Here is a 14,197-nt window from a genome sequence, read left to right on the forward strand (position 1 = left end):
AACTAATGAAAGAAGTGGTCGTAATCGATTGCGTACGTACCCCTATGGGTCGTTCAAAAAACGGTGTTTTCAGAAATGTGCGCGCAGAAGACCTATCTGCAGCACTAATGACCGCGCTACTAGAGCGTAACCCTGGCGTAAACCCAGCGGAAATTGAAGACATCATTTGGGGCTGTGTTCAGCAAACTAAAGAACAAGGCTTCAACGTTGCACGTAACGCGCAACTACTAACACAAATTCCACGCACAACAGGCGCGGTAACGGTTAACCGTTTATGTGGTTCATCAATGCAAGCCCTTCACGATGCAACAAGTGGCATCATGAGCGGCCGTGGTGACATTTACATGATTGGTGGTGTTGAGCACATGGGTCACGTACCGATGAACTACAACATCGACTTCCACCCGGGCCTTGCTAAATACACAGCGAAAGCGTCGGGCATGATGGGGATGACCGCCGAGCTACTTGGCCGTCAAAACGGTATTACTCGTGAGCAACAAGATGCATTTGGTGCGCGCTCGCACCAGCTAGCGCACAAAGCACACCTTGAAGGCCGCTGGGCTAATGAGATTGTGCCTGTTGAAGGTCACGATGCGAACGGCGTATTAAAGCTAATTGACTACGATGAAGTAGTACGCCCAGAAAGTACTGCTGAGAGCATGGCGGCACTTCGCCCTGTGTTTGACCCAGTAAACGGTACCGTTACGGCGGGTACGTCTTCTGCGCTGTCTGACGGTGCATCAGGTATGCTGCTTATGTCAGCTGACCGTGCGAAAGAGCTTGGCCTAACGCCACGTGCGAAAATTCGTGCAATGGCAGTGGCTGGTTGTGATGCAGCAATTATGGGTTATGGCCCAGTGCCAGCAACACAGAAAGCCCTTAAGCGCGCAGGCCTTACTATGGACGATATTGAACTTGCTGAGTTTAACGAAGCGTTCGCAGCACAAGCGTTATCGTGCATTAAGCAACTAGGTTGGATGGACCACCTAGATACTAAGATTAACCTTAACGGTGGTGCGATTGCACTTGGTCACCCACTAGGTTGTTCTGGTTCACGTATCTCAGGTACGCTTATCAACTTAATGGAATCACAAGACGTAAGCCTGGGCTTAGCGACTATGTGTATTGGTTTAGGCCAAGGTATCGCTACCGTATTTGAGCGTGTATAAGCGTTTGAACTAGCGCTTAATAACTAAGTTTTTAAAAGGGCCCTTGGGCCCTTTTTTGTTTCCGTAAACAAGAAAACTAAAACGCTAAATTAGAAAGCGGGCTGACTACACCATTAGCCCCTTGTTGAAGTATGTGCGTGTAGATTTGAGTAGTTCTAACATCGGCATGGCCTAGTTGGTCTTGCACTGTTCTGATATCTGCGCCAGATTGAAGCAAGTGCGTAGCAAATGAATGACGAAGCGTATGAGGCGTAACGTGCTTAATTATTCCCGCATCACTTGAAGCTCGATTTACCGCACGCTGTATCTGTTTTTCATCTATATGATGTCGCCGTAATAGCTTACTTTCTGGGTCAATACTTAGTTTTGATGCGGGGAACAAATACTGCCATTCCAGCGTTTTATTACGCTGTTGATACTTTTTCCTCAATCCATGTGGAATCCAAGCACCAGCAAAGTCTGGCACCATCAAATCTCGTTGCAAAAGTTTTTCACATTCACTGATGTGATTTTTTAAAAGTGGGATCAGCGATTCTGACAACGTCACCACACGATGTTTGCCCCCTTTCCCAAACCAAATCCTCACACATTTATAGTCGAAATCTATATCCCCCGTTCTAAGGCGAACACACTCCATTAATCTAAGGCCACTTCCATACAGAAGTGCTACTGCTAAGTAATGATGGGTAGACACCCTACCAAGCAATGCTTTTACTTCTAACTGGGTTAACACAACTGGCAGCTTCCTTTCCCTTCCACTTCCCACAAAATTCATGTCGGAAGGAAGTGGTTGTTCTAAATATTTATTGTAAAGAAACACTAATGCGTTAAGTGCTGTGGCTTGTGTAGACCGCGCATTCTGTCGCTTAGTAGATAGATGAGTAAGGTATGCTTCAACATGCAACACGTCGAGATCTTTCGGGTGCTGAAATTTATGAAAACGAATGTAGTCTGAAATCCAGTTTATATAGGTTTGTATAGTACGTTTTGCATAGCGCTTAAGCATCATGTGCTCGTATAGGGACTTAATAAACTGAGACTTCATATTCGACTCCAAAATAAAAGAAGTCTATTTAAAAAGTCACAACGAGATAACTGACTTTAGTACCTGTTTTATTGCAAGAGTATTCACGAAATACCCCAAATTCACCTGCAACCCGATTTGGTGTTTTTAACTTTTGAGCAAAATACACCAAAAAACGTATTTTACTAATCCTATCGATAGGTTATGGTTTAACCATATTTAAAACCAAACGGACAAAAACCCCGTTCTGGTTCGTTAAATCGCCCCGTTTAGGGAACGATTAAATTGTTAGGTGAACAGGGAAATCTTTTGATTCATAGGTTTTTAATAATTTTTGTAGCGCTCTTTTTATCGTCGGCATGCACAACTGGGAAACTGTATTACACCGAAACTTCAGGCAAGAGAGTGTTAGCCTGTGATGTAGAATTTGTTGGATTACCCAGCGTAGACAAATTTGCAGTCGAGTACGCATTAAGCCTTTGCGCAAAAAGCTCTACCCAAAAAGGTCATACAATCGATTCAGATCAACAATATCTACTTACCCTAGACCTCAAAATACCAGAGGCAAAATGCGGAGAGGCATGGGATCACGAATCAGCCAAAGCTCAATACAGAACCGGCAATTTGTCCAAAAAAGAATATGGGTATATTGTTGCTAACATAGATTTGGGCTTGGCGGTCGTAAATGAGTGTTCACCTAACAATCTGCTGTAGTCGCTCGCAGGCTCGCTGGGACGCAAACACATGGGCTGCGTCGCTTCGCTCCTAAATTTTAGCCCATGTGTTTACGCCCCTAAGCAGGGCGTTATGTGTCAAAGGTAAATCAAGATAAGAAGGATTTTTATCTATGAAACTAGGAACTAAAATTGGTTTGTCATTCAGCTTTATTGGCTGTGCTGTCGGCGCTTACTACGGTCTATCACCTGTTTACTCGCAATTACAATCTGGTGTGTTATCTGGTCAAGAAGCCGGGCTAGCATTCTGTATCGCAGGTATCTTTATTGGTAGTGTATTGGCAACTGCTAGCATTCTTTCTTCGAATAAGCATGCCACATAACAAGCCAATAAATACACTCACTTCGTTCGCTGGGACGCATACACGCGGGGCGGCTTCGCCATTATGCCCCACATGTCTGCGCCCGTTATTGGAAAGTTAGGCATTTGGAGGAAACATGGAAAGTTTAAATAAACATATAAGCACTTTGTTGTTAACCGCAGCTTTATCGGTAGGTGGTGTCACAGCAGCGTTTTATTTTGTACTACCTCGATTTCAAGAGACTCAAAAATCTTTTAATACAGAGCTACCTTATTGGTTGGCTTGGGTTTTTCCTTCATTCAGGCTTTGGCCTGTTATAAGTGCGGCATTATTTGTCATGTTTGTTTTGTCTTTGAAGCCAAGCCTTAAACACTTACCCAAATTCAACCGTTCGGCAGTTAACGCATCAATTTTTGGCTATGCATGCTCAGTACTTTTTGTGGTTTTTTCAATACTCGCCATTTATTGGCCTGTGATGCAAAATGCCTAACAAAACGCTTAACTCGTTCCCTTCGGTCACTGGGACAGTAACGCAGCGCGGCTTCGCCATTTTCGCGCTACGTCACTGCCCGTTAGCTTAGCGTTATGTTCTTCTATGAAAAATCATCACGAAATTGTTTTAACCAAATATCAGGACCTCATGGCACCTCATGAGAGAATATTGGCTAGATGGTTAACGGAAGAGTGGGATGGAGAAGGTACAGAGTTACCAAGTTGGTTACTAAACAAGATCTGGAATAAATATCCTTCAAATTGCTTAAATGCCCCATCGGCTCTAGCAAGAAAACTTTTCCTCAAAGTTATGGAGAAAAACAGGGGTGAAATATCTCTTCGAGAAAAACGAACATAACAAACGCATCAAGTCGCTCGCAGGCTCGCTCGGACACAAAAACTACGCGGCGTTTAGTTTTGTGCTTCGCAATTTTAACCTAAACGCCGCTACGTTTTTGTGCCGCTTATGCGGGCGTTAGGTGCTTCTTTGAATAGAAAAATCAGTGGTGTTTTTAAAGAGTCTTTTATCGCTCTTTTATATTGGATATTCACTGGTGTTGTTATGTGGATTTTCAGCAAATCTTTTACTGCATGGATGAATGACGACCCTTTTGAATTTGTTAGTCTAAAATTGAGCTTCTTAAATAACATGCCAGAAGGCGGAAAATTTATTGTCGCCAGTTTTGGAACTTTGTATGCGATTTACTATTCAGTGAAACAAACAATAAAAGCGTTTTATTTAATCACAAGTAAGCAAAACTAGGATGTATCTACACGCACCTAACAAGCCAATAAACACACTCACTACGTTCGCTGGGACGCATACACGCAGGGCGGCTTCGCCATTATGCCCCACGTGCCTGCGCCCGTTATTGAAAAGTTATGTGCCAAAAGGAATTTGAATGCACAAGAATAATCAACTAATAATCGCTGGCAGTTTAAGCATCTTAGCTGCGCTACTTCATATCAGTTGTATTTTCGGTGGTCCTGATTGGTATCTCTTTTTTGGCGCTGGTCAACGCATGGCTCAACTAGCAGCTCAGGGTGACCCGTACCCCACAATCGCAACTTTGGTTATTGCTGCAATTCTTAGTGGCTGGGGCTTGTATGCTTTTTCTGGTGCGGGCGTCATCGTTAAATTACCACTACTAAAAACTTGTTTGGTTTTAATCACAACCATCTATTTGTTGCGAGGCGTCGCAGGTTTAATTGGTCCATTTTTAACTTCAGACCCTGTGGTACATCAAAATTCAATGACATTCTGGTTAGTAAGCTCAATTGTATGCTGTATCTATGGTACGTTTTATTTATTGGGCACAGTAAAGTTATGGCGGCAATAGAAAGGTTACTGGCACATAACAAAAAAATTAAGCTCGCCCGCTGCGCGGGCTGGGACGCATACATGTGGGGCGGCTTCGCCATTATGCCCCACGTGCCTGCGCCCCTTATTTAAAAGTTAGGCATATGGAGTAATGGATTACTTGAAAGCTCTTTTTTGGTTTGTAACAGCAGTTATTGTTGTTTTTTGTGTAATTTGTTCACGCGGCAATTCAGATGGTTCATCGGATACAGTTTTCATGGTTAGCTTGGGAAGCTGGGCTCCATGTCTATTAGCATTCGTTTTTCACTGTCTAGATAAACAAGCTAGGCTTATGCGTTATGTAACGGCCTGCTCATTTATTGCAGTATCAGCGTTTGCAGTTTATTTTTTAGGGTTATTGGCCCTTCACGTACTCAACACTGGCTCAATTGGCCCTTCCGGTATGATTTTGGCCGTTTTCCCAATTTGGTATACTGGCTTGTGTATAGGAGGCGCTGTCGCAGGTTTATGTATGTATACGACTGAAAGGCTTATTAAGAAATATGCCTAACAAAACACTAAAGGCGCTCGCGCTGCTCGCTGGGACGCTAATGCATGGGCTGCGTCACTTCGTTCCTAATTTTAGCCCATGTATTATCGCCCCTTAGTGGGGTGTTAGGTGAACAGGGAAATCTTTTGATTCATAGGTTTTTAATAATTTTTGTAGCACTCTTTTTATCGTCGGCATGCACAACTGGGAAACTGTATTACACCGAAACTTCAGGCAAGAGAGTGTTAGCCTGTGATGTAGAATTTATTGGATTACCCAGCGTAGACAAATTTGCAGTCGAGTACGCATTAAGCCTTTGCGCAAAAAGCTCTACCAAAAAAGGTCATACAATCGATTCAGATCAACAATATCTACTTACCCTAGACCTCAAAATACCAGAGGCAAAATGCGGAGAGGCATGGGATCACGAATCAGCCAAAGCTCAATACAGAACCGGCAATTTGTCCAAAAAAGAATATGGGTATATTGTTGCTAACATAGATTTGGGCTTGGCGGTCGTAAATGAGTGTTCACCTAACAATCTGCTGTAGTCGCTCGCAGGCTCGCTGGGACGCAAACACATGGGCTGCGTCGCTTCGCTCCTAAATTTTAGCCCATGTGTTTCCGCCCCTAAGCAGGGCGTTATGCACTAGAGTGTAAATTTTGAAATCATTGCTCTTAAAATTATTTCATAGCAAAGCTCAACTAAGTGTTCACGAACACATCGCAATTAAAGCGTGTTTAAAAGCAGTTCCTAAAAATGTTCATACCGCGTTTGATAAACAGCTTTCGGAATACAACTTAATTCAGCGAGAAGTTTCAGACAAAGTTCTTAATTTCTATAAATGTTCACTGTTTGGTAAGTTACTCGAGCCCAGTGTATTACTTCCTATTCAAACGGGAGAAGTGCTACTCTCTTCATTTACGTTAGTTAAAACAAGCGGTGCTGAAGTTTTAGTAAAAATACATTGTGTTAACAGACGATTATTCTCAGTAGAATTTAGTGAAGCATTGAACAAGTTGAGCGCATCAGAAAACTTAAAGCTTGATAAAGTGGTTTATCAACCTGAATTGGCACGTGCATAACAACCCAATCAACACACTCACTACGTTCGCTGGGACGCATACACGTGGGGCGGCTTCGCCATTATGCCCCACATGTCTGCGCCCGTTATTGGAAAGTTATGCGTTAGAGATACTTTGATATCAAGGATGAAAATGAGTACATCAGACGAACAAAAATCTGCTTTTGCTAAGCTATTAGAAGCAATCGCAATACTTACATTTCTTTCGACGACGATTTTATTTGTTCTTGGACACCTGTCTGCTTATTGGTACTTTTCTTCTTTCGATATTCCATACTTTAAATATACGGACACAAATACTGCATTTGACTTTGCCCTCAAATCATTAGATGTAATTCTATCCGTCGTTGCATTCTTTCTTATCATCCCTATTTTTATCTTCATTGCGAAAAGCTTTATAACTCAGAGTTTAGAAAAAGAGAGAACTATATTAAGAAGGGTTGCATTTACTTTTAGAGTTATCTTTTCTTTTTTGATTTCGGTGGTAATTCTTTTTTTTGTAATTCAGTATCTGGGCAACATTGTCATATCCTATGACTTGAAAGATAGAATCCGAGAAAAAACATACATTCCGTTCGAAGTAAGTTATAAAGATGGTGAGAGTTTAAAGTGCGTTACAACTATCGGAACTGTTGGCGATTATCAAGTATTCTTAACTCAAACGCTTCAAAAGGTACTGATCAAAAAAAATAATATCATTAGTGTGAAGCAAATGTTCACACCTTACCCCTTAAAGGAATTGCCAGATGGGCGGACTGATATAGATAATCCATATTTTGATAAGGAAATGGTAATCTGGCTTAAAAAATGGGCTAAAGAATGCCCCGATCAAAATAAAGATTCATTTGAAATTTTTGACTTCTCGACTAGCGGAAGGCATATAGTCCAGAGGTAACCACGCATAACAAACTGCTGTAGTCGCTCGCAGGCTCGCTGGGACGCAAACACATGGGCTGCGTCGCTTCGCTCCTAAATTCTAGCCCATGTATTTCCGCCCCTAAGCAGGGTGTTATACACAATGCGCAAAATCAGGAAGATTAAAGTGAATAAAACCAAAACGTCTCTTCTATTTTCTGCTTTCATAGGCACTTGTTTAGTAACGATAAGTGCATTTGCTTCATCAACAATAGAAGGCGTTTGGAAACATGCAACAAAACCAGCTCTAATCGAATTCAATTTAAAAACTGGTGTAGCAAGTGTCAAAGAGCACCAAATTCATAAACAAAACTCTGGCCTCACAATCATCAAAAATATTGTTCAATCAACAGAAACTGAGTGGTTTGGGGAAATGTACAATGGCTACAAAGAGAAATATGTATTCGTTACAATCAAGTTAAATGGCACATCGCTATCTGTCTTCGACTCCGAAAACAGTGAAGTGCTTAAACTTATCAAGGAGTAGCCTTGTGTATAACAAAAAAATCAAGCTCGCCCGCTGCGCGGGCTGGGACGCAAACACGCAGGGCGGCTTCGCCATTATGCCCTACGTGCCTGCGCCCCTTATTTAAAAGTTAGGTGCTTCTGGGAAATCAATGGCTAAATCAGAAATAAGACGATTCTTAAAAGAAATCCGCACTAAATTTCCTGACGTTGTTCCTCTTATGGAAAAACATGAGAGTTGGGCGCTTACATTTCTAATGGAAGAGTTCGCAAATTTGACAACTATTTTGTTAAACCAAGGCGACTTAGAAGAAGCACTAGAACAGTTGCAGTACATGAGCGAGAAACTAGATACTGCAACCAAGGCGGAATTCGAGTACATAGATGTATATTATACAGAGCACTTATTCTGGAAAGGTACCAAAGAAGGTATTGAACGTGGCTGGCCTCTCGTGCCGAATAATCTCAGAAAATTGTACTTGGACTTTCATGGTAAACCACCTAGGGTAGTGGTTTAAAAATGCACGCACCTAACAAAAAAATCAAGTTCGCCCGCTCCGCGGGCTGGGACGCAAACATGTGGGCTGCTCACTTCGTTCGGATTTTAGCCCACATGCCTGCGCCCCTTATTTAAAAGTTATGTGCTTCAATGAAAAGGTTTAGGCCAATTTGAATAAAGAAATAAAACGAAGCCTAGTTTACCTAGTGATTACTACTATCGTGTCGTTACTAATTTTAGAAAATGTAGGTAGTGGAATAGAACTTGTCTCTAGCCGTCGCGGTTCGGAGATACATATTTTTGTTATATATGTTTTATCTCTCTTTTTTGTTGGCTATTCGTTGTATTCTCTAGTGAGGGCTGTCGTATTTACTACAATTGGCCCAGACTCGTTTTGGCGTAAAAACATATGGGATATCATACTTGGCTCTGTTCCAGATAACAGTGAAAAGCAATGATAGGATGTTTTTCAGTCGCACATAACAAGCGCATCAAGTCGCTCGCAGGCTCGCTCGGACACAAAAACTACGCGGCGTTTAGTTTTGTGCTTCGCAATTTTAACCTAAACGCCGCTACGTTTTCGTGCCGCTTATGCGGGTGTTAGGTGTCAGGGTTGAAAACGATACTACTGTCATTTTTTATCATTGTATTAGCTGGGTGCACATCAGTAGCCAAACCTACTATTCACCTCCATTCAAACGGAGTTAGTGAAGCTAAGCTAACTAACTTAAGAATCAAATTTGAAAAAAGTGGATATACCGTAGTAAGTGGCAATCAAGACTTCTCTCACTTCTTATTCACGCCACTCATAGTTGTTCCAAAAAATTCAAGGTTCAGTACCCCAGAAATTCAACAACAGATAACCAACACTTTAGGCTCCATCCCAATTGTTAAACGTGGTAACTTTAAAAACCATAAGTATTCGGGCGACCATATTGGCGTGTATCTTCGAGGGGACAATGCCACCTAACAAAAAAATTAAGTCACTCACTGCGTTCGCTGGGACGCATACATGCGGGGCGGCTTCGCCATTATGCCCCACATGCCTGCGCCCCTTATTTAAAAGTTAAATGCCAATGGAAGCTACAAAAACAACATCATTTTTGGCTGGAGTATTACTAGTACTCAGCGACACTGTTATTGAGTTTTATTCTCTTCCAGGTGGAGTTTTCGCTTTTACCTTTTTCACCTTAATTTTTTTGCTGGTTATTGGTAAGCAAATTATTGGAGAGTGTCAGCGACAACTTCGTACAGAATATGATTTTGATAAAAAACCATGGTTTGAACCTGATGCATCGCGTTTTGCAGTTAATACTTTTACACGTATATTATTCTTTTTATTGGGTTTTATATCTGCGGCAGAATCGATGAAGTTGGTGATTGGCATTTAACAAACGCATTAACCACTCGCTGCGCTCGCTAGGGACAAAAACACGTAGGCTCCCTGCGCTTTGCTTGGTATTGTAGCCTACGTGTTTTTGCCCGTTATGCGGGTGTTATATGCTTCTAGGAAATTGAAAAAGGAATTTTAATGAATAAACAAAGCAACGCCTTTCATCCAGTCACTAAGGCATTCGCACTGCTAGGTGCGTTTATTTGTGGCTTTTTTGCAGTAACACAATTTATTTCAAGCTTATTTGCGTTACCAGACATAATTGCTGTATTGCTTGGCTGTGCTAAAGCAGTTTTAATTGCACTACTCGCTTTGGTTTTTTGGAATGCAGGCAAACATAGTAAAAACCCTTTTCAAATAAACCCATTCAGTGGGCCAAGATAACGAGCACTGAATTCAAGGTTGTTTATGCACGCATATAACAAAAAAATTAAGTCGTGGGCTAAAGCCCACTGGGACGCTAACACGCAGGGCCGCTTCGCTATTATGCCCTACGTGCTATCGCCCCTTATTTAAAAGTTATGTGTCAAAGGTAAATCAAGATAAGAAGGATTTTTAACTATGAAACTAGGAACTAAAATTGGTTTGTCATTCAGCTTTATTGGCTGTGCTGTCGGCGCTTACTACGGTCTATCACCTGTTTACTCGCAATTACAATCTGGTGTGTTATCTGGTCAAGAAGCCGGGCTAGCATTCTGTATCGCAGGTATCTTTATTGGTAGTGTATTGGCAACTGCTAGCATTCTTTCTTCGAATAAGCATGCCACATAACAAGCCAATAAACACACTCACTTCGTTCGCTGGGACGCATACACGCGGGGCGGCTTCGCCATTATGCCCCACATGTCTGCGCCCGTTATTGGAAAGTTAGGTAACAGATGGATTTGAGTTCATTAGATTTAGCAATAAAGTACCACTCGCTAGAAGACGAAGAATGGGAGAAAAATGGCGGAACGTTTATCGTCATCGCTGCTGGGAGGTTTGATTTTAATTCCAATGAGTTTGAAACTGCTAAAGAGTTAATAACACATATTGAGCAACAATCTCCTAAGGATGTGTTAGTCCTGTATGACAACAGTACTATTCCATCACTCATTGTATCTGTGGTAAATCTCTGTAAAAAAGTTAGTGTAGACAAGTTAGTAGTAAAGAGTACCGAGGGATATGGACGCTAAGTTACCTAACAAAAAAATTAAGTTCGCCCACTGCGCGGGCTGGGACGCAAACATGTGGGCTGCTCACTTCGTTCGGATTTTAGCCCACATGTCTGCGCCCCTTATTTAAAAGTTAGGTAACCCTGTGTCATTGAGTTCTATAGATTTAGCTATTAAGTATCACTCTTTAGAAGATGAAGAGTGGGAAAAAAATGGGGCAGTCTCGGTTGTGATCGCATCGAATGCTTTCATGTTCAAAAACAAAGCATTTGATTCAAAAGCAGAACTATTTAAATTCATTAGAAATCAAGCTCCTAAAGATGTACTAATTCTTTATAATAACGAAACTCAACCAGATTTGATCGCAGACACACTAATGCACTGTAAAGAAACAGGTTTGGATAAACTAAGTATTAAGGGTATCGAGGTTTATGGACGCTAAGTTACCTAACAAGCCAATCAACACACTCACTGCGTTCGCTGGGACGCATACACGTGGGGCGGCTGCGCCATTATGCCCCACATGTCTGCGCCCGTTATTGGAAAGTTATAATTTAGGGGTAATTTTAATGAAAAGGGCGTTTCTTACAGTTATCACGGTTAGCCTAATCTTATCTAGCAACTATACGATTGCGAAGACTCTCAAAAGTACAGAGTATGAATTTATTGGACACTGGATTTTCAGTAAGGCAGAAACAATTGAAAGCTTTGAAAATTCAGAAATGAATGAAGAAGAAGTTCATAAATTCTCAAAGATATTAAAAAATCAGGAAATAGTAATATCTGACGGCCTATATTCTGTTTATCCAAGTAGAGGAAACCCCATAAGAACTCATTTCTCGCTAATAACTCCACCGGATGATGAAGGCTGCTTTGTCCTTCAATTTGAAGACACAAGAATACCTCTGGATATACAACAAAATACATTCTGTATCAGAAAGGGGAAACTTCTATTGCCCGCTCCAAAGGGCGCAAAGGAAGTTTATAATAGAAAATTATAACAAACACATTAAGTCGCTTCGCTGGGACAGTAACACGTGGGCTCTGTCGCTTCGCTCGGGTTTTAGCCCACGTATTACTGCCCCTTATGTGGGTGTTATATGACAAAGGGACTTTTGTGTTTCCAATCTTCTTTTTAATTTCATTTCTTCTTGGAAATTTCATAGGCTTTCGAATTGTTCTCCGCCTACTCAAAGTGAATGAAAATGTGAACAAGCGCAGTATGCTACTTACTGGTTTGTTTTTAATTACACAGGCTTTTTCAGCTTCAATTGTCTATTTGGCAGATTTAGTAGAGCCAGCATCTGTTGTAATATCCATATTGCTGTTTGCGTTCATTTTAAAACGCTTTATGGTTTTGAAACTCTGGCAAGTTATCTTGATACCCATCGGTGTATCATTACTTTCTGGGCTTATATTGGCTATTTTGCTAATGTCTACAGTGCAATTATGGGGTGGCTCTAGGGTTTAATCAGCATGTCATATAACAACCCAATCAACACACTCACTGCGTTCGCTGGGACGCATACACGCGGGGCGGCTGCGCCATTATGCCCCACATGTCTGCGCCCGTTATTGGAAAGTTATGTTCACAAGGATGTTTTATGAAAGGCTCAAAGTTTTTATTAACAGTTTTAAGCCTTTTAGCTCTTCCACTATTTTTATTTGCCACATACTCAATATACAACTATTTAGCGTTCCCTGAAGCGGACTTACGGCATGAGAATTTGTACATTGTTGCTTTCATGGTTTTATATGGTCTGCTTCTGTTTATCCCATATAGCATCGCAATGGTTGTTGGCTGGCATGTAAACACGCTCAAACTAAAGTTAATATCAGCTTTGCCTTTCATTTTGTTGTTATTTTGTGCAGTATTTGCCGAATTAGAAGGGGTGCCATGGTAAGTAAACATAACAAAACGCTGTTGGCACTCCCTTCGGTCGCTGGGACGCTAACACGTGGGCTGCCTCACTTCGTTCGGATTTTAGCCCAAGTGCTAGCGCCCCAAAGCTTAGCGTTATGCGGAATTCACATAGGAGTAATATCAATGTTCGATTATAGCTTGGCGCATTGGGCTACATTTTTTATTTCTGCTCTTGTACTAAATCTCTCGCCAGGTCCTGATATGGCTTATATCGTGGCTCAAACAGCCAAAAGTGGAAAGCGAGCAGGTTTTTTTGCCATGTTCGGTGTCTGGAGTGGTGCATTTATTCATGTCATTTTTTCTGTTATCGGACTATCCGCCATTTTAGCTACGTCAGCTACCGCATTTACTGTCGTAAAGTGGGTGGGCGCTCTCTATCTCATTTGGTTAGGGATTCAGGCTTTGCTTTCTAAAGGAGCCAACTTGGCTACAGGAACATCGGAGCCTGCGATGAGCGACATCAAAATTTTAAAACATGGCCTGCTAGTGTCGGTGTTAAACCCCAAGGTCGCCATATTTTTCCTCGCATTTTTGCCTCAATTTGTTGTTGTGGGCTCTGGCCCAGAAAGCGCGCAACTTCTTTTGCATGGCATACTAATAATCGTAGTGGCTGCGTTTATCGAAATACCGATTGTTTTAATTGGCGCTAGACTAAAGGACTTGCTAAATACTCGCCCTAGTATCGGTAAATGGTTGGACAGAACATTAGGAACTTTGTTTATTTCATTAGGTATCAAGTTAGCCCTGAGCGAAAGAGGTTAAAGCCATTTGGCATAACAAGGCGCTTAACTCGTTCCCTTCGGTCACTGGGACACAAACACTGCGCCGCTTCGCGATTGTCGCGCAGTATTTGTGCCCGTTAGCTTAGCGTTATAAGACATGGAAATGACGACTCTACAATTTAGCTTTCTAGTTTTTTGGATATTCCTTCTAGCTTTTTCATTGTTTGCCATTCGTAACTCAAAAAGCATGAAACCAAAAAGTAAATTCTTCGTGTACGTAGTAGTCTTTTTAGTGCCAGTCGTGGGCGGACTATTAATTTTGTTCATGCTATATCTCGATAACGATCTCTTTTGGCAAAACAGCGCATCCCAGGACAATATGTGGATTGCTAAGAAAGAACTAGAAAGCTCCGATCATGGAGACATCGAGTAGTGTCTTATAACAAGGCGCTCAAGTCGCCCACTGCGT

21 protein-coding genes are annotated in these 14,197 nt (G+C 41.7%); 20 read left to right on the forward strand and 1 reads right to left on the reverse strand.

What is annotated here, in order from left to right:
* Positions 1-5: 5 nt before the first annotated feature.
* Complete coding sequence (fadA, locus tag ACYX4M_RS04490) at positions 6-1,169, forward strand: acetyl-CoA C-acyltransferase FadA (RefSeq protein WP_024015658.1); 1,164 nt, start codon at positions 6-8, stop codon at positions 1,167-1,169.
* Between the two features lie 76 nt (positions 1,170-1,245).
* On the opposite strand, the gene ACYX4M_RS04495 is transcribed toward fadA, so the two are convergent.
* Entirely contained in the window at positions 1,246-2,214 is a 969-nt protein-coding gene (locus ACYX4M_RS04495; RefSeq protein ID WP_476082058.1) for an integron integrase, read from the reverse strand.
* 384 nt (positions 2,215-2,598) lie between these two features.
* Here ACYX4M_RS04495 and ACYX4M_RS04500 point away from each other — a divergent pair, with 384 nt between their 5' ends.
* From ACYX4M_RS04500 to ACYX4M_RS04590, 19 genes are all read left to right on the forward strand, one after another.
* Complete coding sequence (locus ACYX4M_RS04500) at positions 2,599-2,907, forward strand: hypothetical protein (RefSeq protein WP_249922617.1); 309 nt, start codon at positions 2,599-2,601, stop codon at positions 2,905-2,907.
* Positions 2,908-3,040: 133 nt separating this feature from the next.
* Positions 3,041-3,250 (forward strand): hypothetical protein, encoded by a 210-nt coding sequence (locus ACYX4M_RS04505; RefSeq protein ID WP_476082059.1) that lies wholly within the window; start codon positions 3,041-3,043, stop codon positions 3,248-3,250.
* A gap of 115 nt (positions 3,251-3,365) precedes the next feature.
* Entirely contained in the window at positions 3,366-3,719 is a 354-nt protein-coding gene (locus ACYX4M_RS04510; protein ID WP_476082060.1) for a hypothetical protein, read from the forward strand.
* Between the two features lie 489 nt (positions 3,720-4,208).
* Positions 4,209-4,484: a hypothetical protein gene (locus ACYX4M_RS04515; RefSeq protein ID WP_476082061.1), complete on the forward strand. Its 276-nt coding sequence runs from the start codon at positions 4,209-4,211 to the stop codon at positions 4,482-4,484.
* A gap of 139 nt (positions 4,485-4,623) precedes the next feature.
* The gene (locus tag ACYX4M_RS04520) at positions 4,624-5,061 is read left to right on the forward strand and encodes a hypothetical protein (RefSeq protein ID WP_476082062.1); all 438 of its coding nucleotides are present in this window, start codon (positions 4,624-4,626) and stop codon (positions 5,059-5,061) included.
* A gap of 752 nt (positions 5,062-5,813) precedes the next feature.
* Entirely contained in the window at positions 5,814-6,122 is a 309-nt protein-coding gene (locus tag ACYX4M_RS04525; RefSeq protein WP_476082063.1) for a hypothetical protein, read from the forward strand.
* A gap of 112 nt (positions 6,123-6,234) precedes the next feature.
* Positions 6,235-6,657, forward strand: coding sequence for a hypothetical protein (locus tag ACYX4M_RS04530; protein ID WP_476082064.1), 423 nt, complete (start codon positions 6,235-6,237; stop codon positions 6,655-6,657).
* Between the two features lie 132 nt (positions 6,658-6,789).
* On the forward strand, positions 6,790-7,551 hold the full coding sequence (locus ACYX4M_RS04535) for a hypothetical protein (RefSeq protein ID WP_476082065.1): 762 nt from the start codon (positions 6,790-6,792) through the stop codon (positions 7,549-7,551).
* Between the two features lie 147 nt (positions 7,552-7,698).
* On the forward strand, positions 7,699-8,058 hold the full coding sequence (locus tag ACYX4M_RS04540) for a DUF2147 domain-containing protein (RefSeq protein WP_474820716.1): 360 nt from the start codon (positions 7,699-7,701) through the stop codon (positions 8,056-8,058).
* A 130-nt stretch (positions 8,059-8,188) separates the two neighbouring features.
* On the forward strand, positions 8,189-8,554 hold the full coding sequence (locus ACYX4M_RS04545) for a DUF7674 family protein (RefSeq protein WP_475371027.1): 366 nt from the start codon (positions 8,189-8,191) through the stop codon (positions 8,552-8,554).
* 1,057 nt (positions 8,555-9,611) lie between these two features.
* Complete coding sequence (locus ACYX4M_RS04550) at positions 9,612-9,926, forward strand: hypothetical protein (RefSeq protein ID WP_476082066.1); 315 nt, start codon at positions 9,612-9,614, stop codon at positions 9,924-9,926.
* Positions 9,927-10,066: 140 nt separating this feature from the next.
* Complete coding sequence (locus tag ACYX4M_RS04555; RefSeq protein WP_476082067.1) at positions 10,067-10,312, forward strand: hypothetical protein; 246 nt, start codon at positions 10,067-10,069, stop codon at positions 10,310-10,312.
* A gap of 177 nt (positions 10,313-10,489) precedes the next feature.
* Positions 10,490-10,699, forward strand: coding sequence for a hypothetical protein (locus ACYX4M_RS04560; RefSeq protein ID WP_476082059.1), 210 nt, complete (start codon positions 10,490-10,492; stop codon positions 10,697-10,699).
* Between the two features lie 107 nt (positions 10,700-10,806).
* Positions 10,807-11,103, forward strand: a complete 297-nt coding sequence (locus ACYX4M_RS04565) for a hypothetical protein (RefSeq protein WP_476082068.1) — start codon at positions 10,807-10,809, stop codon at positions 11,101-11,103.
* 124 nt (positions 11,104-11,227) lie between these two features.
* Positions 11,228-11,524, forward strand: a complete 297-nt coding sequence (locus ACYX4M_RS04570) for a hypothetical protein (protein WP_476082069.1) — start codon at positions 11,228-11,230, stop codon at positions 11,522-11,524.
* A 127-nt stretch (positions 11,525-11,651) separates the two neighbouring features.
* Complete coding sequence (locus tag ACYX4M_RS04575; protein WP_476082070.1) at positions 11,652-12,083, forward strand: hypothetical protein; 432 nt, start codon at positions 11,652-11,654, stop codon at positions 12,081-12,083.
* 206 nt (positions 12,084-12,289) lie between these two features.
* Positions 12,290-12,553 carry a hypothetical protein gene (locus ACYX4M_RS04580; RefSeq protein ID WP_476082071.1) on the forward strand — a complete coding sequence of 88 codons (264 nt, stop codon included), beginning with the start codon at positions 12,290-12,292 and terminating at the stop codon, positions 12,551-12,553.
* 133 nt (positions 12,554-12,686) lie between these two features.
* The gene (locus ACYX4M_RS04585) at positions 12,687-12,986 is read left to right on the forward strand and encodes a hypothetical protein (RefSeq protein ID WP_476082072.1); all 300 of its coding nucleotides are present in this window, start codon (positions 12,687-12,689) and stop codon (positions 12,984-12,986) included.
* A 143-nt stretch (positions 12,987-13,129) separates the two neighbouring features.
* Positions 13,130-13,768 (forward strand): LysE family translocator, encoded by a 639-nt coding sequence (locus tag ACYX4M_RS04590; RefSeq protein ID WP_476082073.1) that lies wholly within the window; start codon positions 13,130-13,132, stop codon positions 13,766-13,768.
* Positions 13,769-14,197 lie beyond the last annotated feature (429 nt).

Source organism: Alteromonas sp. ABV4_150, from assembly GCF_056311745.1.